General features: G+C 59.9%; 14 protein-coding genes. 7 read left to right on the top strand and 7 right to left on the bottom strand.

Annotated features, from left to right (window positions below):
• Positions 1-53 precede the first annotated feature (53 nt).
• Positions 54-1,463, bottom strand: coding sequence for a helix-turn-helix domain-containing protein (locus PY308_RS05150; RefSeq protein WP_275788971.1), 1,410 nt, complete (start codon positions 1,461-1,463; stop codon positions 54-56).
• A gap of 226 nt (positions 1,464-1,689) precedes the next feature.
• Here PY308_RS05150 and aceA point away from each other — a divergent pair, with 226 nt between their 5' ends.
• Both aceA and PY308_RS05140 read left to right on the top strand, forming a co-directional pair.
• A complete protein-coding gene (aceA, locus tag PY308_RS05145; protein WP_275788969.1) occupies positions 1,690-2,979 on the top strand; it encodes an isocitrate lyase in 1,290 nt (429 codons plus the stop codon).
• 101 nt (positions 2,980-3,080) lie between these two features.
• Positions 3,081-3,332: an SMc00767 family acetate metabolism repressor gene (locus PY308_RS05140; RefSeq protein WP_275788968.1), complete on the top strand. Its 252-nt coding sequence runs from the start codon at positions 3,081-3,083 to the stop codon at positions 3,330-3,332.
• A 69-nt stretch (positions 3,333-3,401) separates the two neighbouring features.
• Here the strand turns inward: PY308_RS05140 and PY308_RS05135 are convergent, their stop codons facing one another.
• The 4 genes from PY308_RS05135 to PY308_RS05120 form a co-directional block, all read right to left on the bottom strand.
• On the bottom strand, positions 3,402-5,243 hold the full coding sequence (locus PY308_RS05135) for a methyl-accepting chemotaxis protein (protein ID WP_275788967.1): 1,842 nt from the start codon (positions 5,241-5,243) through the stop codon (positions 3,402-3,404).
• A gap of 230 nt (positions 5,244-5,473) precedes the next feature.
• Entirely contained in the window at positions 5,474-7,999 is a 2,526-nt protein-coding gene (locus PY308_RS05130; RefSeq protein WP_275788964.1) for a methyl-accepting chemotaxis protein, read from the bottom strand.
• Positions 8,000-8,276: 277 nt separating this feature from the next.
• Entirely contained in the window at positions 8,277-8,426 is a 150-nt protein-coding gene (locus PY308_RS05125) for a hypothetical protein (protein ID WP_275788962.1), read from the bottom strand.
• Positions 8,427-8,611: 185 nt separating this feature from the next.
• The gene (locus PY308_RS05120) at positions 8,612-9,796 is read right to left on the bottom strand and encodes a BaiN/RdsA family NAD(P)/FAD-dependent oxidoreductase (RefSeq protein ID WP_275788959.1); all 1,185 of its coding nucleotides are present in this window, start codon (positions 9,794-9,796) and stop codon (positions 8,612-8,614) included.
• Positions 9,797-9,954: 158 nt separating this feature from the next.
• Between PY308_RS05120 and PY308_RS05115 the strand changes: the two genes are divergently transcribed.
• The 5 genes from PY308_RS05115 (at position 9,955) to edd (ending at position 16,913) form a co-directional block, all read left to right on the top strand.
• Complete coding sequence (locus PY308_RS05115) at positions 9,955-11,388, top strand: glutamine synthetase family protein (RefSeq protein WP_275788957.1); 1,434 nt, start codon at positions 9,955-9,957, stop codon at positions 11,386-11,388.
• 17 nt (positions 11,389-11,405) lie between these two features.
• Positions 11,406-12,692 (top strand): NAD(P)/FAD-dependent oxidoreductase, encoded by a 1,287-nt coding sequence (locus tag PY308_RS05110; protein ID WP_275788955.1) that lies wholly within the window; start codon positions 11,406-11,408, stop codon positions 12,690-12,692.
• Positions 12,693-12,822: 130 nt separating this feature from the next.
• Positions 12,823-14,298, top strand: coding sequence for a glucose-6-phosphate dehydrogenase (gene zwf, locus PY308_RS05105; RefSeq protein ID WP_275788953.1), 1,476 nt, complete (start codon positions 12,823-12,825; stop codon positions 14,296-14,298).
• Between the two features lie 11 nt (positions 14,299-14,309).
• The gene (gene pgl / locus PY308_RS05100; protein WP_275788952.1) at positions 14,310-15,041 is read left to right on the top strand and encodes a 6-phosphogluconolactonase; all 732 of its coding nucleotides are present in this window, start codon (positions 14,310-14,312) and stop codon (positions 15,039-15,041) included.
• Between the two features lie 51 nt (positions 15,042-15,092).
• Complete coding sequence (edd, locus tag PY308_RS05095) at positions 15,093-16,913, top strand: phosphogluconate dehydratase (RefSeq protein ID WP_275788950.1); 1,821 nt, start codon at positions 15,093-15,095, stop codon at positions 16,911-16,913.
• 45 nt (positions 16,914-16,958) lie between these two features.
• On the opposite strand, the gene PY308_RS05090 is transcribed toward edd, so the two are convergent.
• Both PY308_RS05090 and PY308_RS05085 read right to left on the bottom strand, forming a co-directional pair.
• Positions 16,959-17,369, bottom strand: a complete 411-nt coding sequence (locus tag PY308_RS05090) for a hypothetical protein (RefSeq protein ID WP_275788948.1) — start codon at positions 17,367-17,369, stop codon at positions 16,959-16,961.
• A 137-nt stretch (positions 17,370-17,506) separates the two neighbouring features.
• The gene (locus PY308_RS05085) at positions 17,507-18,595 is read right to left on the bottom strand and encodes an ABC transporter ATP-binding protein (RefSeq protein WP_275788946.1); all 1,089 of its coding nucleotides are present in this window, start codon (positions 18,593-18,595) and stop codon (positions 17,507-17,509) included.
• Positions 18,596-18,640: the final 45 nt, after the last annotated feature.

The raw sequence follows: 18,640 nt of genomic DNA, 5'->3' as shown, positions 1-18,640 counted from the left end.
CGAATATCCAATCTTTTCAGAGCCGGAATGCAACGTTAAATGGAGGCCGTTTCCTACTGAAAATCGAAAGCACTCAGACCGGCGACCATTTCGTCAAGTCCCAGGGGACGCGTCACCGGCGGCTCGGCCCGCGCCAGACAGCTCCGGCGTTCACATAACCTGCAGGCCGTACCGCCGGCCACATGCGGTAAAGACGCCGCTCCATAGACGGTCTCCGCCGCATGGACAGCATCGCAGCCCAAAAGAATGGCCGTGCGCCGGATCCGCTCCTGAAAATCGGCGCGTGGGCCATTGGCGGTTCGGGCGATCACCAGAAACTCCCCACCCCCGAAGATTTCGAAATGATCGGCCAGAATCTGCCCGGCCTGCAGAAAGGCCGCATGAATGTTCAGCTTTGGACAGTTGCCCGCGAAACGTGCTTGCGGAAAGCCCTGCGCGCCTGCCTTGCGCAGCCGGTTTCCGGCATGATCGATCTCCATCAGGAAAAAGGGCACACCGACGGCGCCCGGCCGCTGCAGCGTCACCAGCCGGCTCGCCACCTGCTCGAAAGAGACCTGGAACCGGGCGGCCAGAACGTCCAGATCGTATTTTGCCCGCTGGGCGGCCGACAGAAAAGCGGCATAGGGCATCATAATCGCATGGGCGGCGTAGCGTGTGAGTTCGAACCGGGCGATCCGCCGCGCTTCATTCGAAGACAATGCCAGATCCGCAAGTTCAGCGGCGATTGCCTCCGGGAATGCGATCTGCGCCACCTCGATTGCGATTTCACGCAGTTGATCCTGTTGCGACAGCCTTTCGGACAGGAACAGCCGCATGGAGTGCCGGTCGAAGCGGCGGCGCAGTCCGGGCATGACATGCACGGGAAGTGTGCGGACAAAGAGCCCGTGTTCGCGGCGCAGCCAGCCCTTCAACGCACCGGCAGGTTCGTCGCCGGGTGACAGCCGCACATGGAGGGCTTCGGCCTCCTCATCGATCCGGGCGAAGTGACCGGGCCGTGCCTCCAGGCATTCGCGCACCTCATCCATCGGCAGACGGGCATCCGACAAGGCCGCAATATGGCCTTCGCCCGACAGAAGACTGCTGAGATCCTTCAGGCGCGCGGATTGCTCGCGATAGGCACGATAGAGTTTCAAGACACCCGATGCGGCATTGGGCGCTGCCTCGGCCACCTCGATCAGTTCCTGATCGCCGGGCAGCTCCCCTGCCAGCAGCGGATCGGAAAACATTTCGCGCAACTGAGCCACGCTGCCGGACGCTTCGCCCTGAAGCTCGTCAAGATCCACCTTGTAAACGGAAGCGAGCTTGAGCAGCAACTGTACCGTCAGGGGTCGCTGATTGCGTTCGATCAGATTGAGGTAGGAGGGAGAAATGCCAAGCGCCTCCGCCATCGCCGTCTGGGTCAGGGAAAGAGTGTTGCGAATACGCCGGACACGCGGGCCGGCAAATATTTTGTTTTCGGCCATTTGTCATTCCTTTTACAATTTTCGACCGATAGCATTGTTTACATAATTTACAAAATGACAAAGGCGCCTGTAAAACAAAAGACAAGATAACCTCTTTAAAAATAAGAATGCGTGTTTTCTCTGGTAGATTTTTGCAGTGCATTGTAAAACTCATGACAGCATTAGTAACAGGATGAAGCATCGAATTAAGGTCGCATGCCAGTCTGAAAAGCGCAGGAGTATATTCATGACTGATTTTTACAAACTGGTTCCTAAGGCACCGCAGGGCCGTTTCGACGGCATTGATCGTCCCTATACAGCCGACGATGTCACGCGCTTGCGCGGCTCTGTCCAGATCAATCACACGTTGGCGGAAATGGGCGCGATCCGGCTTTGGCAGCTCATTCACGAGGAGGATTTCGTGAATGCGCTGGGCGCGCTCTCCGGTAACCAGGCGATGCAGATGGTCCGCGCCGGGCTGAAGGCGATTTATTTGTCCGGCTGGCAGGTCGCCGCCGATGCCAATACGGCGTCCGCCATGTATCCGGACCAGTCGCTTTATCCCGCGAACGCCGCACCGGAACTTGCCAAGCGCATCAACCGCACACTCCAGCGCGCCGACCAGATCGAAACTTCGGAAGGCAAGGGCCTCTCCGTCGAGACATGGTTCGCGCCGATCGTCGCCGATGCCGAGGCAGGCTTTGGCGGGCCGCTCAACGCTTTCGAGATCATGAAGGCCTTCATCGAGGCGGGCGCTGCCGGCGTTCACTACGAGGATCAGCTCGCTTCGGAGAAGAAATGCGGCCATCTCGGCGGCAAGGTTCTGATCCCGACGGCGGCGCATATCCGCAACCTCAACGCCGCGCGCCTGGCAGCCGACGTCATGGGTACGCCGACATTGGTCATCGCCCGCACCGACGCGGAAGCCGCCAAGCTTTTGACCTCTGACATCGACGAGCGCGACCAGCCTTTCGTCGATTACGATGCCGGCCGCACGGTGGAGGGCTTTTATCAGGTGAAGAACGGCATCGAGCCCTGCATCGCCCGTGCCGTCGCCTATGCACCGAACTGCGACCTGATCTGGTGCGAAACCTCGAAGCCCGACCTGGAACAGGCCCGCAAATTCGCCGAAGGCGTCCATAAGGTCCATCCGGGCAAGCTGCTCGCCTATAATTGCTCGCCGTCGTTCAACTGGAAGAAGAACCTCGACGATGCGACGATCGCCAAGTTCCAGCGCGAGCTGGGCGCCATGGGCTACAAGTTCCAGTTCATCACGCTTGCCGGCTTCCACCAGCTGAACTTCGGCATGTTCGAATTGGCGCGCGGCTACAAGGATCGCCAAATGGCGGCCTATTCGGAGCTGCAGGAAGCGGAATTCGCCGCCGAGGTCAACGGCTACACGGCGACCAAGCATCAGCGCGAAGTCGGCACCGGCTATTTCGATGCAGTCTCGATGGCGATCACCGGCGGCAAGTCCTCGACGACAGCCATGCACGAATCGACCGAGCACGACCAGTTCCGCCCTGCGGCGGAGTAAAGAAAACCCCTCCCCAACCCCTCCCCAAAAGGGGGAGTGTTAGGGAGGGGCCTTAAACCGACACATTCAAGAACCCCGAATAGAACAAGAGGAGAAATACGATGACAGTCCAGGCCCCTATCAAGACCCAGGTCAAGGAACGCGCCGAGGAACAGTCCTCCGCCATGACACCGGAACAGCAGGCGATGATCCGCATGGTGGCCAATGATCTGCACAGACTCAATCATGCGGTCATGAAGGCCGTGGATGCAGGCGTTTCCGTCGAGCTTGTGCGTTCGGCACGACACCATGGTGGCGAGGGAAACTGGGGCGATCTGCTGATCCCCGTCATTGTGACGCAGGGCCGCGGCTGACGAAAGATCATTCGCAAATAAAAGCCGGCGGAACGCCCGTCCCGCCGGCTTTTCATCACTTCATCAAGATCAGGCAGCTCTCGACAGGCGATCGTTGCCTCTGTCCGCGCTGATCTTGAACTGCTCCACCAGGCTCATCAGCATATCGGCCTCACCTGCCAGTTCACGGCTGGCATTGGTCGTATCGGCCACCATGGCGGCATTCTGCTGAGTCATCTGATCCATCTGGTTGACAGATGTGTTGACCTCCTGCAGCGCGGCGGACTGATCGCGGCTTGCAGTCGCGATCATTTCAACATTCTGGCTGATAGCCATGATTTGCGTGCTGATCGAGGCAAGCACGGTTCCGGTTTCCTGCACGAGGGCCGAACCGGTGCTGACTTCGCTGGTGGATTTCTCGATCAGCGTCTTGATTTCACGGGCGGCCGTAGCCGAACGCTGCGCCAGTTCGCGAACTTCCTGCGCAACGACGGCAAAACCCTTGCCTGCATCGCCGGCGCGGGCAGCCTCGATCCCAGCATTCAACGCCAGAAGGTTTGTCTGAAAGGCAATATCGTCGATAACCTCGATGATCTGCTCAATCTCACGCGAGGCGTCCTCGATTCTGCCCATCGCTGCAATGGCGTTGGAGACGACACCGGCCGAACTGTCCGCGCTCCTCTTGGTCTCAGCGACAGCGCGGTTGGTTTCCTGCGCACGTCCCGAGGAGGATTTGACGGTAACCGTAATCTCTTCAACGGCTGCCGCCGTTTCTTCAAGCGACGCAGCCTGCGCTTCAGTGCGTTTCGACAGGGCGTCTGCAGACGACAGCATGCGGCCGCCATTGCGCTGGATTTCCTGGGCATTGTCGCGAATGTGGGACAAGGTTTCTCGCAGGCGCGTCAGTGAGCTGTTGAAGTCGGTGCGCAACTGCTCAAGGCGGCCAACGAAGGGCGTATCGATCTGGCGTGTCAGATCGCCCTTGGACAGGCGGCCAAGGCCATCTGCAAGCGCGTTCACCGCAAACTCGATCTGGCCATCCATCTCACGTTTTTCCACATCCCGGCGTGTGCGTTCCTGGTCTGTTTCAAGCCGGTGCTTTTCGCCTTCGACCTCCATATGCCGCTTCGACAAGGCATTTTCGCGGAAGACGGCAAGCGCACGGGCGATGCCGCCGAACTCGTTCTTCTTGACGAGATACGGCACGGAGACGTCGAGATTTCCAGCGGAAATGGTCTCGACCGAGCCGGTGAGAATGCTCAGCGGCCGCATCGATGCGCGCACGGCGATATAGGCAAGAATGCCCATAACGATCATCACGCCCGTTCCGATGGCCAGGATCAGATACTGCAAGTCATTGATCTTGGTGAAATAAACTTCCGTTGGGATGCCGATGAACAGCATGCCGACATTGACGCCCGCAGCATCCTTGACCGGGAAATAACCGGTGATGAAATCACGCCCAAACAGCACTGCTGGGCCGTAATAGGCCTCTCCCTTCGCAAGGGCCGCCTGCGCCGGGTGATCAACGGCGAGCTTGGTGCCGACGGCGCGATCACCGTTTTCCTTTTTCACATTCGTCGAGACACGAACATAGTCGGCTCCCTGCTTGTCAAAAATCGTTGCAACACCGCCAATCGTTTCCGCCGTGCGATCTACAAGCTCATGATCAGGAAGGGCGGCAATCCTGTCCTGCGTGACCTTAGAAAGCACGCCGTCCCTCACCTCGATTTTCGCATCGGAAATTTTCAAGGTATAAAGCTCGGCCATGGCAAGACTGGCATCGCGGGCATCCTGCGACGCGTCTGTCATGACATTGCTGCGCAAGTTATAATTCAGGGAGACTGCGATCGTCGCAATGCTGAGGAAGATCAGACCGAGCGTGATGATGACCAACTGCGTAACGACGGAAGAATGGAAAAAACGGAACATAGCGCAACTTTCGTGGACCTAATATCAATAATAAATTTGAATTAAAAACTTTAAAAAAAGATGAGAACCAAGCCCAACATTCGCAGCTTCGACATGAATATCGCGTTGTCCCTCGAAACCATATCAGGTGAGGCGCCAGCGATATCGAGCTAAAATGCTTTCGACCCGCAAAGGCGCGGGTCGAAAGCATTGCTCATCTCGACCGGCGAGCGGCCGTCAGGAAGAGTTCATCAGGCTGCGCGAAGCCTGCGGTCGGCATTGACCGGCTCTAGGCGGAACTGCTCGACCAGCATCATCAGAGTATCCGCCTGATTGGCCAGCTCGCGACTGGCCATCGTCGCCTGCTCGACCATGCCGGCATTCTGCTGAGTCATCTGATCCATCTGGTTAACCGAGCCATTGACCTCATGCAGCGCGGCAGCCTGGTCCCGGCTGGCGGTCGCGATCATCTCGACATGGCCGCTGACGGCAACGATCTGCTGGCTGATGGAAGCGAGGACGGCCCCGGTTTCCTGAACAAGCTGCGAACCAGAACTGACTTCCGACGTCGATTTGTTGATCAGTTCCTTGATTTCGCGCGCGGCACCCGCCGATCGCTGCGCCAGTTCGCGCACTTCCTGGGCGACGACGGCAAACCCCTTGCCCGCATCGCCGGCGCGTGCGGCCTCGATGCCGGCATTCAGAGCGAGAAGATTGGTCTGGAAGGCGATCTCGTCGATGACCTCGATGATCTGCTCGATCTGGCGCGAGGCATCCTCGATACGGCCCATAGCGGCGATGGCGCTGGTCACCACGACCGCCGAGCTATCGGCGCTCTTCTTCGTATGGCTCACGGCCACATTGGCCTCATGGGCACGCTCGGCGGACGAGCGGACCGTGACGGTGATCTGATCGACGGCTGCCGCGGTTTCCTCAAGCGAGGCCGCCTGCGCTTCGGTGCGCTTGGACAGCGAGTCCGCGGAAGCATGCATTTCGCTGCCGCTGCGCTGGATCGACAGGGCATTGTTGCGGATCTGCAGAAGCGTATCCTGCAAACGGATAATCGAGCCGTTGAAATCCATGCGCAACTGTTCAAGCCGACCTGTAAAAGGTGTGTCGATCTGCTGCGACAAGTCTCCTTGCGCCAACCGGCCGAGGCCTGCGGCAAGCTGGCTGACAGCAAAATCGATCTGCTGGTCAAGAGCGTGCTTTTCGTCGTCGTTGCGCCTCCGGTCGGCTTCCGCCTTGGTGCGCTGTTCTTCGCTCTCGACTTCGATCCGGACCTTCGACAGGGCGTTTTCCTTGAACACTCCGAGCGCGCGGGCCATGTCGCCGATTTCGTCGCGGCGTCCATTGCCATCGATCGTGGTATCGAGCGCTCCGTCCGCCAGTCCGCGCATCGCCGCGGTGATACGGCCGATCGGGCCTTTCAGCGTGAGGACCAGCGCGCCGCCGGCAACCAGCGCAATCAGAACGCCGCCAATGGTGGCTATCACCGAGACCCGGTTTGCCCGCTCGCGCTCGACGGCGGCGTTTGTCTTCTGGTTTTCCGCGAAGGTAACGAGTTGTGCCCAGATGCTGTCGATCGTTGCTGCAGCGGTGGCAAATTCCTTTTGCCGTCCGGCGCTTACAGCGATCAGCGACTGGCTGTCGCTCTCGATCTTCTCCGTCAGCGGCTTGATCTTTTCCGCGAGTGTCGCGAAAAGATCGAGTTCCGGCGCGGAATGAGAGAGAGACTGCGCCTCTTGCATTAGGACACTGAGTTCGCGCTGAAGACGCGTGTGACTCGTCTCATCGGATGTTTCGAGGAAACTTGCAGCGGCGAGCCGGATGGAATAGACGGCGCTGACCATCAACCGCGTGTTATCAAGCACGGCATTGGCCTTGACCAGCGGCGCATCAAGCTTGCCGAAGGTGGTGGTTGCGTCGCGCATCTTGATACCGGCTGCGGCGTTGAGTTGAATGCTCGTCTGGCGGAAGCGTGCAAGCAGCCGGCCAATCGTCTTTGCGTTCTCGTCACTGAAATCGCCGTTGCCCAGTAGCGAGGCGATCTCGCCGACAGTATTTTTGAACGTTTCGATCACGGCCTTCTGGCTGGACGGCAGTCCGGACGCCATACGCACCTGCAGTTTTTGCAACTCGGCCAGGCTATCCTTTGCCACCCTGATCTTGTCTTCGGGGGTGGCCGCGCGAGCGAATGCGGAACTGACCGTCACGAGACTTTCGCTGGCCGCCGTCAGCCGTTCGGCCTCGCGGAGAAGCTTCTTTGCTGCATTCTCGTCGTTGCGGACAGTGCGTTCCATCGACATTGCCTCGTCGACCAGCTTCATCTGCGTCGACAAGAGGATGCGCAGGCTGGCGTTGATCGCCTTGCGCAGGCCTTTTTCGTCCTCGTTGAGCTTCCAGAGTCCGGTGACGCGATCTCCGATCCTGGCGGTTCCGTCAATGGCGCTGTCGAGCTCGCTGGCGCCCTCGGCACTTTCCATCTGGGCGCGGGTAGCTTCGAGAACGGCACGCTGATCGACGATCTTGCGCAGCACATCCTCGCGGCTCTTCTCGCTCGCATCCTGGAGAAAGGCGTTCATGCCTGCATAGACATCCTTGAAGCCGCTCAGCGACTGGAGAACGCTGTTGGAAATCTCCATGCGTCCCTGCAGCAGGCCCGATGCGTAAAGGCCAGTGATGCCGACAGCGCAGATGCTGACGACGAAGGGCAGGATGAACAGCAGCACCTTGGTCTGGATCTTGAAGCGGGCAAGAATCTTGTCGATGAACATATACGCACCTCGGCTCGCAGCCGCGTTTACGCTCTCGAGCCGCAAAGGCTCCCCCGGCGCGCAAACAGGCTGATGGATTTCGACTGAAACATACGGCGTCTCGCCGTCAGCCTGCCAGGCATTCATTGCATGACCGCCCTGCCAGGGGCGAAATCACGGCAGACTCCGTTGCCGTGCATTCTCCACCCGCAACGCTTAATATTTGTATAAATCGATTGAACCGGACAGCGGCCCGGTCAATCCGGAAAGGACAGGAACGAGGTCGGATCGGCGAGCGTCAGAACGACCAAAACGCCGGCAGCGCGGCGAGCGCCGTCAAAGCACACATCGCGATGACGCTGAACTTGACCGCCAGCGAAGCTTTGCTCTCTTCTGCCTTCGCAATCGCGACAGCAGGGCTTTTGGAATGGCTGCGATTCTGGTTCATGGCATCATGTCCTTCTGACCAAAGCAACGATAGTTCAGGTCCATCCCAACTGCCAGCCAATTCATGTCATAATTCTGTCGAGGAAGAATATTCGATGTCGGGCTGCGTCGATCATGTGTTCCCTTGAGCAAGTTCCGCCAGATATCTTAAGAATGGCTGAAGGCTCATACCGCTTTCGCCTTGCTTCAGGCCGCCTGCCCCGCAGAATATCCGGACGCCCAGGCCCATTGGAAATTATAACCGCCGAGCCAGCCGGTGACATCGACGCATTCACCGATAAAAAAGAGGCCGGGCATGTCGCGGGCCTGCATGGTCCGGCTATCCAGCGCTCGCGTGTCGATGCCGCCGAGCGTGACCTCCGCGGTGCGGTATCCTTCCGAGCCTGCAGGCGTGATCGTCCAGTCCTTGATCCGCAGACAGAATGCGTCGATCGCCTTGTCTGAGAGGTCTGCCAGCGGGCGGTTGCTCATGCCTGCAGCCTCCACGAAGAACTGCGCCAATCTTTTGGGCAAATGCTCGCCAAGTGGTTTCTGCAGCGCCTGCCGGCCGTTTTCGCGGCGGGCCGCCTTCAGGTGCGCCGCAATGTCGCTCCCGGGCAGAAGGCTGAGCCGGATGACGCCGCCTTCGCGCCAATAGGACGAAATCTGCAGGATAGCCGGCCCGCTCAAGCCGCGATGCGTTATGAGAATGGCCTCCTCAAACGCAGTTTTGCCTGAGCGCACCTCGGCCTCGACGGCGACGCCCGACAGGGCGCTCAAACTTTCGAGTTGAGCGGGATCGACGGTCAAGGGCACAAGTCCGGGGCGGGTTTCCACGAGGGGCAACGAGAACTGTTCGGCAATCCTGTAGGCAAAACCCGTTGCGCCCATCTTCGGGATCGATTTGCCACCGGTGGCGATGACCAGCGACCGGCTTTCGACGTCCCCCTCGACTGTTGCCGTGCGAAAACCCGACAGTGACTTTTCGACGGATCGAACTTCGGTGCCAAGCCGCAGCACCACGCCGGCGTTCTTCATTTCGGTCAACAGCATCCGGACGATATCCTTGGCGCTGTCGTCGCAGAAAAGCTGGCCAAGCGTCTTTTCATGCCATGCTATGCCATGCCGCTCGATCAGCGCGATAAAATCCTGCGGCGTATAACGCGCCAGCGCCGACTTACAGAAATGGGGATTTTCGGAGAGAAAATTTCTTGGCGCCGTATGAAGATTGGTGAAGTTGCAGCGGCCGCCGCCGGAGATGCGGATTTTTTCGCCGGGTGCCTTGGCGTGGTCGAGCACAAGGACGCGACGCCCTCGCTTGCCGGCCTCGATTGCTGCCATCATGCCGGCAGCGCCGGCGCCGATGATCACTGTGTCAAACTGTTCGGCCACGTCAAAATCCCGTTTCTCCCTCCTTTCCTAGCAGCAGCCTTGCTTGTCAATCGCCGAAGAGAAATGGACGGACACGGCGCAAAAGTGCCAGGCTGCGCCTAGCCAATTGTCAAACTCCGGCTATGATGGCCGCCATCCGAACCCAAAACCGGTGATTTATGCCTGCCAGAAGAAGCGTTACCCAAAAAATAACGAAGAGCAGACCTCCAAAAATACCTGCAGCATTGGAAGCCCCTCGAGGGGTCAAGACGTGGAAGGAAGCCGCCGACTGGCTCAAGGTCCGGGGTATCGAAGATATCGAATGCATCACCCCCGATATAGCCGGCGTGCCGCGCGGCAAGATGATGCCGTCTTCGAAATTCACCTCCAACACGTCGCTCGCACTTCCCTCCGCGATTTATCGCCACACGATTTCCGGCGAGTATCCGGAGGAAACCGGCAATTTCCGCTATGACAGCCGCGACAGCGATATCAAGCTGGTTCCCGATCTTTCGACCCTCTCCATCGTTCCCTGGGAAAGCGATCCGACGGCGCAGGTGATCTGCGACATCGCGGGCTCGCAAGGCGAACAGGTTCCCTACACACCGCGAAACGTGCTGAAGCATGTCCTCGAACTCTACCGGCTGAAGGGCTGGATGCCGGTGGTGGCACCGGAGATCGAGTTCTATCTCGTCGCCAAGAACGAGGATCCGGATTATCCGCTGCATCCGCCGAAGGGCCGTTCGGGCCGAGCGATCCAGGGAGGCCAGGGCTACTCGATCGCCGGCGTCAACGAATTCGACGAGCTGATCGACGACATCTATCATTTCTCTGAAAAGCAGGGTCTCGAGATCGATACGCTGATCCACGAGGAAGGTCCGGCGCAGCTCGAGATCAACCTGCGCCACGGCGACCCGATCGAACTGGCCGATCAGGTGTTCATGTTCAAACGGACGATCCGCGAAGCGGCGCTGAAGCACGGAATTTATGCCACTTTCATGGCCAAGCCCATGCAGGGACAGGCAGGCTCGGCCATGCATATCCACCAGTCGCTGATCGAGATCAACACGGGGCGGAACCTGTTTTCCAATGCCGACGGTTCGGCCTCCAAGGAATTCTTCTCCTTCATCGGCGGCATGCAGAAATACGTTCCGAAGGCGCTGTCGATGATGGCGCCCTATGTGAATTCCTACCGCCGCCTGACGCCGGACATGTCGGCGCCGGTCAACAATGCCTGGGGTTACGACAACCGCACCACGGCGTTCCGTGTTCCGGTTTCCGAACCCGTCGCACGGCGGGTCGAGAACCGGCTGCCAAGTTCGGATGCCAACCCCTACCTTGCGCTCGCGGCCTCGCTCGGCTGCGGCTATCTCGGTATCGTGGAGGCACTGGAACCGTCCGCCCCCTCGGACGACACCGTCAATGGTGGCACGATCGACCTGCCCCGAGGACTGCTGGAGGCTGTGTCGCTGCTGGAAGCCGAGCCGCGCTTCGCCGAGGTCTTCAGTCCGGAATTCATCGCCATCTATGCCGGCGTGAAGCGCGGCGAGTTCGAGACCTTCATGCAGGTGATCAGTCCCTGGGAACGCGAATATCTGCTTCTCAACGTCTGACCCGAAAGGTGATGGCCATGCCCTGGCAAAGCCCTATCTCGCCGGGAGTTTCCTGGTACGAAGACATGATGACGGAGAGGCCCGACTATGTGCCGCTGTCAGGTTCTACCGATACCGATGTGGCAATCATCGGCGGCGGTTTCACGGGCCTACAGGCCGCTTATAATCTGGCTCTAGCAGGGGTGGGCGTGACGCTGATCGATGCCTGCCGCTTCGGCGACGGCGCCTCGGGCCGCAATGGCGGGCAGCTCGGCACCGGCCAGCGCTGGTCTCCCGAAGACCTGGAACACACACTCGGCTTCGAACGCTCGAAAGCGTTGTTCGATCTCGCAGAGGACGCCAAGGCCTATCTTCTCGACTTTGCCACGACCCACGACATAGATATCGAATATGTGCCCGGTCAGCTCAACGTCTCGCACAAAAAGAGCTACGAGAAGGACTATCGCAACAGCGTCGAGATCGCCGCGACACGCTACGGCTATCCGCACCAGAGCTTCATGGAGCTTGAGGAAATCGTCTCACGGCTCGGTTCCACCCGCTACCTGTTCGGTATCCGCGACACCGGAACCGGCCATATCCAGCCGATGAAATTGCTCGTCGGACTTGCCAGGCAGGCGGCGCTTGCTGGCGCTGCATTGCACGAGCAGACCCGAGCCCTTAAGATCAATCGTACCGGTGGCCGGATTGTCATCGAAACAAACCGGGGTACGATCCGCGCCGAGCGCGCGTTGATCGCCTGCAACGCCTATATCGGTGATCTCGAACCGGTGACCGCGCGGCATGTAATGCCGATCCGATCCTTCATTGGAGCGACCCGGATTCTTTCCGATTTCCCAGCAATTCTGCCGGATGGCGAGGCTGTCGCGGATTCCCGCTTCGTCGTGCGCTACTTCCGCAAGTCGAAGGACGGACGTCTGCTGTTCGGCGGTCGTGAAGCTTATACGGCGGACAATCCCCGGGATATTTCCGATCATATCCGCCGGCAGATCAGCGAAATCTATCCATCGCTTGCCACTGTCGAAATGACCCATGCCTGGGGCGGTTCCGTCGGCATTACGCTGCCGCGCCAGCCTTTCGTGCGCGAGGTCATGCCCGGCGTCACCTCGATCGGCGGCTATTCCGGCCATGGCGTGATGCTGTCGAACTACTGCGGCAAGCTCTATGCCCAGCTTATCACCGGCAACCGCTCCGATCTCGATCTTTTCCGCGACCTGAACATCCCGGCTTTTCCCGGCGGCGCCCGGTTCCGCCCGGCTTTGCTGTTCCTTGCCCTCAGTTGGTACGCGCTGCGCGACCGCTTCTGAGAAACACAGAAGAGAGGCTATCCCTTGGCGGCGGGCACGTCTATAAAATGACTTTTATCGCACCGCACTCTGGCCTTTTTAAATCGATTAGATTAGAACGGCCTCTAACCGTTGAAGATAGAGATTTCTGATGAGCAGCCAGATCATTCCTGTCGAGCCTTTCGATTATGTGGTTTTCGGGGGCACCGGCGACCTTGCGGAGCGGAAATTGCTTCCCGCGCTTTATCATCGCCAGCTGGATGGTCAGCTCACCGATCCCACACGGATCATCGGTGCGTCCCGCAGCACGCTGACACACGAGGATTACCGCAAATTCGCGGCGGATGCCCTCAAGGAGCATTTGAAGCCCGGTGAGTATGACGAAGCCCAAGTGAAGATTTTCACCGACCGGATTTTCTATGTTCCCGTCGATGCGAAGTCAGATCAGGGCTGGGACAAGCTGAAGCAGCTTTTGGACGAAAACAAGGACCGTGTCCGCGCCTTCTATCTCGCCGTCGCTCCGGCCATCTTCGGCGACATCTCGGAAAAGATCCGGGATCACAAGCTGATCACCAAGATGACGCGCATCGTCGTCGAAAAGCCGATCGGCCGCGATCTGGCGTCCGCGCTCGAGCTTAACGACACGATCGGCAAGGTCTTCAAGGAAGAGCAGATCTTCCGCATCGACCATTATCTCGGCAAGGAAACGGTTCAGAACCTGATGGCTCTGCGGTTTGCCAACACACTCTACGAGCCGCTCTGGAACGCGCAGTATATCGACCACGTGCAGATCACGGTGGCCGAATCCGTCGGCCTGGAGAGCCGCGCCGGCTATTACGACAAGGCCGGTGCGCTACGCGACATGGTGCAGAACCACATCCTGCAGCTGCTCTGCCTGGTCGCCATGGAAGTGCCGCCGTCGATGAACGCGGAAGCCGTGCGCGACGAAAAGCTCAAGGTTCTAAGGGCTCTGAAGCCCATCAACCCGGGCAATGTCGAAAAACTGACGGTGCGCGGCCAGTACAAGGCCGGCGCCTCTGCCGGCGGTCCGGTGAAGGGCTATCTGGAAGAGCTCGAAGGTGGCGTTTCCAACACGGAAACCTTCGTCGCGATCAAGGCCGAGATCGGCAACTGGCGCTGGGCGGGCGTGCCCTTCTACATCCGCACCGGCAAGCGCATGGCGGGCCGCATGTCGGAAATCGTCGTCGCCTTCAAACCCATTCCGCATTCTATCTTCGACGATGCCGCCGGCCGCATCGCAGCCAACCAGTTGATCATCCGCCTCCAGCCGGACGAAGGTGTCAAGCAGTCGCTGATGATCAAGGATCCGGGCCCGGGCGGGATGCGCCTGCGCAACGTGTCGCTCGACATGACCTTCGCGGAGGCCTTCAATGCCCGCAGCGCCGACGCCTATGAGCGGCTGTTGCTCGACGTGGTACGCAACAACCAGACGCTGTTCATGCGCCGCGACGAGGTCGAGGCGGCCTGGAAATGGGTCGATCCCATTCTCAAAAGCTGGGACGCCGTCAGCCAGATGGTTCAGCCCTATACCGCCGGTACCTGGGGGCCCAGTCAGGCGATCGCACTGATCGAGCGCGACGGCCGGACCTGGCACGAAGTTATCTGAAGGACGAGGAAATGGCAGCCGCGATGCATGTTTTCGACACTGGCGCAGCGCTTGCTGAAGGTCTGGCCGATGCCGTCGCATCGGCCCTGACCACGGCGATTGCGGTGCGCGGCAAAGCGACGATCGCCGTATCCGGAGGCTCGACACCCAAGGCTTTCTTCAAGGCTCTTTCCGCCCGGCCGATCGACTGGCCAAAGGTAATGGTGACGCTTGTCGATGAGCGGTTCGTCGAGCCGGACAGCGACCGCTCGAACGAGAAGCTTGTCCGGGATAACCTTCTGACCGCTGCCGCTTCCGCGGCGGCCTTCCAGCCGCTCTATTATCCGACGCCGACGGCGGAGGAAGCCGCAGCGACCGCGACGAAGCAGATGGCCTGCATCGGCACGCCTTTCGACGTCGCCATTCTCGGCATGGGCGGCGACGGGCACACGGCATCGTTCTTTCCGGGCGGATCGCGCCTTTTGGAAGCGCTTGATCCGAAGACGCCACGCGGCATAATGACGATGGAGGCTGATGGTGCCGGCGAGCCGCGTCTGACATTTACATTCTCAAGCCTTGAGGATGCCGGACTTCTGGTTCTTCATATCGAAGGGACCGCCAAGAGGGACGTTCTTGCCAAGGCTGAAGCACCGGGCGACGAGACGGAGATGCCGATCCGGGCGATGTTGCGCAGGACCTCGTCACCGCTGCAGATTTACTGGGCCCCCCTGACGCCCGATCCGGTCGTCAAAAGACCCGGATGATCGCAAACACGCTGAACTCAAGGGGTCACGAGACCCCGGAACAGGATAGCCATGTCCGCCGATTCCCGCATCGCCGCCATCACCGCCCGCATCGTCGAGCGCTCGAAACCCTCCCGCGAACTCTATCTCCACCGTGTCCGCAAGGCGACCGCCACAGGTGTGCACCGTTCGGTTCTCGGCTGCGGCAACCTCGCCCATGGCTTCGCGGTCTGTTCCCCCTCCGAGAAACTCGCCCTTTCGGGCGATGTGGTGCCCAATCTCGGCATCATCACCTCTTACAACGATATGCTCTCCGCGCATCAGCCGTTCGAGACCTATCCAGCCCTTATCCGCGAGGCTGCCCATGAGGCGGGCGGCGTGGCGCAGGTGGCAGGCGCCGTGCCAGCGATGTGCGACGGCGTGACCCAAGGCCAGCCCGGCATGGAATTGTCCTTGTTTTCCAGAGATCTGATCGCCATGGCGGCGGGTATCGGTTTGTCGCACAACATGTTCGACAGCACCGTCTATCTCGGCGTCTGCGACAAGATCGTCCCCGGCCTGATGATTGCCGCCATGACATTCGGCCATCTTCCCGCTGTCTTCATTCCTGCCGGCCCGATGACCTCCGGCCTGCCGAACGACGAGAAGTCGCGCGTGCGCCAACTCTTTGCCGAGGGCAAGATCGGCCGCGACGAGTTGCTGGAGGCGGAATCGAAGTCCTATCACGGCCCTGGCACCTGCACCTTCTACGGCACCGCCAATTCCAACCAGATGCTGATGGAAATCATGGGCTTCCATCTGCCCGGGGCGTCCTTCATCAATCCCGGCACGCCGTTGCGTGACGCGCTGACGAAGGAAGCGACCAAGCGGGCGCTGGCCATCACAGCGCTTGGCAATGAGTTCACGCCGGCCGGTGAAATGATCGACGAGCGCTCGATCGTCAACGGCGTCGTCGGACTGCATGCAACCGGCGGCTCGACCAACCACACCCTGCATCTCCTCGCCATGGCCCGCGCAGCCGGTATCGTGCTCACCTGGCAGGATATTTCGGAGCTGTCCGACATCATCCCGCTTCTCGCCCGCGTCTATCCGAACGGTCTCGCTGACGTGAACCATTTCCACGCGGCGGGCGGCATGGGCTATCTGATCAGCCAGCTTCTCAAGAAGGGCCTGTTGCATGACGACGTGCGCACCGTCTTCGGCCAGGGCCTCGATGCCTATGCTATCGACGTGAAGCTCGGCGTAAACGGCACCGTGCACCGCGAACCCGCGCCAGAGCAGAGCCATGATCCGAAGGTCCTGTCGACCGTCGAGCATCCGTTCCAGGCGACGGGCGGGCTCAAGATGCTGTCGGGCAATCTCGGCAAAGCCGTCATCAAGATCTCGGCCGTCAAGCCGGAGCGCCATGTGATCCAGGCGCCGGCGAAGATCTTTCACGACCAGTCGGAATTGCAGTCCGCCTTCAAGGACGGCAAGCTGGAAGGCGACTTCATCGCCGTCGTGCGCTTCCAGGGACCGAAGGCCAACGGCATGCCGGAACTGCACAAGCTGACCACCGTTCTCGGCATTCTCCAGGATCGCGGCCAGACAGTCGCCCTCGTCACCGACGGCCGCATGTCCGGCGCATCGGGCAAGGTACCCTCTGCCATCCACATGACGCCGGAGGCCAAGGATGGCGGGCCGATCGCCCTCATTCGAGAAGGCGATCTTATTCGTCTCGATGCCATCCACGGCACGATAGAACTTCTGGTCGACCCCGCCGAGCTTGCCCGCCGCACCCCGGTCGAAGCCGATCTGTCCGCCAACGAGTACGGCATGGGCAGGGAAATGTTCGCTCCTTTCCGCGCCGCCGTCGGAGCGGCTGAGCATGGGGCGAGTGTGTTCTTTCATTGAAGTGCGCGTCCGCCAGTGTCGAGATAGACATCGCCGCCGCGAGGGTCAGCGATAGATGTCGAGCACGCGGTTGCGGTGGTTCGGGTGGGTGCTGTAAACGAAAATCCGGTTGAGATCGGCGTCCGGTACGAGACGCAGGAACCGGGCCTCCATCGTATCGTTGGGGTAGACGCGCCGGACGATGCAGCCGATCATTCCGATGCGGGCACCGGGAATATCGAGGTAGAAGGTCTGCGGAAGCTTGAACTGCGTGAGGATGCCGATCAACGCACGGCTTTTCGATATCTGCAAAATCTGACAACGGCGTGACGAGAGGTTCAGCATGCCTTTTTCGGTATATTCGATCCGCGCCTCGTTGCGCGTCTCCTCCATCGGAAAAAGTGTTTCCCGATCATACATGAAGGACTCTTCGCGACTGAGATAGGTCGGACGGTCAAAAGCATCGGCGCTGCGCATAGTCTCGGTCCTCAGTCCCCGCTTCTCTGCTCTGAATTGTAACCAAAGGTGGTTAACAGAGGGTGGAATGGTCACGCCAGCATGGGGAAAATCCGCCTCAACAATGCCTGATCAGATCGATCTCAAGCCCAATCCGATCAAGTCCGGTACGTCTTCCCCTCGCTGTCGAACAGGTGCAACTTCGCCCTGTCGGCCGTGAACCGTACCTTCTGGCCGCGCTCGATGCTGAGAATGCCGGGAATCTTGGCGATGATCGGCTCGTTGGCGACCAGACCCTCGATATAAAGCAACGTGACTTCGCCGAGGGCCTCTATGATCGACACCGTTCCCTCGAACAGGAAATCCTCGCCAGTGGAAACGCGCAGATCCTCCGGGCGGACGCCGAAGCTGGCCGTCTTGCCATTTTCCGTGGCTGCCGTCTGGATATCCAGAACATCGCGGGTGCCGCCCGTCAGTTCGACCGCAGTTTGAGCGCCCGTTCCAACGATTTTCGCGGGAATGATGTTCATGGCCGGGGAACCGATGAAGCGGGCTACGAAGAGATTGGCCGGGCGCTCATAGAGTTCCAGTGGCGGACCGACCTGCTCGATGTGCCCTGCCGACAGAACGACGATGCGGTCGGCCAGTGTCATGGCCTCGACCTGGTCATGCGTCACATAGACCATCGTCGTGTCGGCCATGGATTCGCTGAGCTTGGCGATCTCGATGCGGGTCGCAACACGCAGCGCGGCATCAAGGTTCGACAGCGGTTCGTCGAAGAGGAAGACCCGTGGGTTGCGGCAGATGGCGCGGCCGATGGCGACGCGCTGGCGCTGGCCGCCGGACAGTGCCTTGGGCAACCGGTCGAGATATTGGGTGAGTTGCAGGATGTCGGCGGCGGAGCGGACGCGGCGGTCGATCTCCTCCTTGGATTCCTTGGCGATGCGCATGCCGAAGGCCATGTTGTCGTAGACGGTCATGTGCGGATAGAGCGCGTAGGACTGGAAGACCATGGCAATGCCGCGCTGCGACGGCGGCACATCGTTGACGAGGCGATCCTCGATGAACATTTCGCCCCCGGAAATCTCCTCAAGCCCGGCGATCATGCGCAGCAGCGTGGACTTGCCGCAGCCTGAAGGACCGACGAAAACCACGAATTCGCCCTGCTTGATCTCCAGGTCGATGCCGTGGATGACATCGACCGCGCCATAGGACTTGCGGATATTCTTTAGCTGCAGACCTGTCATGTCGCCCTCCCCTTCATTTTCTCATTCCGTGAGCCCGCGCGGGCT

The organism is Pararhizobium gei (assembly GCF_029223885.1).
GTDB classification, from domain to species: domain Bacteria; phylum Pseudomonadota; class Alphaproteobacteria; order Rhizobiales; family Rhizobiaceae; genus Pararhizobium; species Pararhizobium gei.
This window is presented reverse-complemented; position numbering and strand designations above follow the sequence as displayed.

What these genes read in the sequence shown, in the direction of transcription:
- PY308_RS05125 (WP_275788962.1), bottom strand. Translation starts at nt 8,426, where the DNA reads ATGAACCAGAATCGCAGCCATTCCAAAAGCCCTGCTGTCGCGATTGCG.
- PY308_RS05085 (WP_275788946.1), bottom strand. Translation starts at nt 18,595, where the DNA reads ATGACAGGTCTGCAGCTAAAGAATATCCGCAAGTCCTATGGCGCGGTC.
- edd (WP_275788950.1), top strand. Translation starts at nt 15,093, where the DNA reads ATGTCCGCCGATTCCCGCATCGCCGCCATCACCGCCCGCATCGTCGAG.
- PY308_RS05130 (WP_275788964.1), bottom strand. Translation starts at nt 7,999, where the DNA reads ATGTTCATCGACAAGATTCTTGCCCGCTTCAAGATCCAGACCAAGGTG.
- zwf (WP_275788953.1), top strand. Translation starts at nt 12,823, where the DNA reads ATGAGCAGCCAGATCATTCCTGTCGAGCCTTTCGATTATGTGGTTTTC.
- PY308_RS05135 (WP_275788967.1), bottom strand. Translation starts at nt 5,243, where the DNA reads ATGTTCCGTTTTTTCCATTCTTCCGTCGTTACGCAGTTGGTCATCATC.
- PY308_RS05110 (WP_275788955.1), top strand. Translation starts at nt 11,406, where the DNA reads ATGCCCTGGCAAAGCCCTATCTCGCCGGGAGTTTCCTGGTACGAAGAC.
- PY308_RS05090 (WP_275788948.1), bottom strand. Translation starts at nt 17,369, where the DNA reads ATGCGCAGCGCCGATGCTTTTGACCGTCCGACCTATCTCAGTCGCGAA.
- PY308_RS05115 (WP_275788957.1), top strand. Translation starts at nt 9,955, where the DNA reads ATGCCTGCCAGAAGAAGCGTTACCCAAAAAATAACGAAGAGCAGACCT.
- PY308_RS05140 (WP_275788968.1), top strand. Translation starts at nt 3,081, where the DNA reads ATGACAGTCCAGGCCCCTATCAAGACCCAGGTCAAGGAACGCGCCGAG.
- pgl (WP_275788952.1), top strand. Translation starts at nt 14,310, where the DNA reads ATGGCAGCCGCGATGCATGTTTTCGACACTGGCGCAGCGCTTGCTGAA.
- aceA (WP_275788969.1), top strand. Translation starts at nt 1,690, where the DNA reads ATGACTGATTTTTACAAACTGGTTCCTAAGGCACCGCAGGGCCGTTTC.
- PY308_RS05150 (WP_275788971.1), bottom strand. Translation starts at nt 1,463, where the DNA reads ATGGCCGAAAACAAAATATTTGCCGGCCCGCGTGTCCGGCGTATTCGC.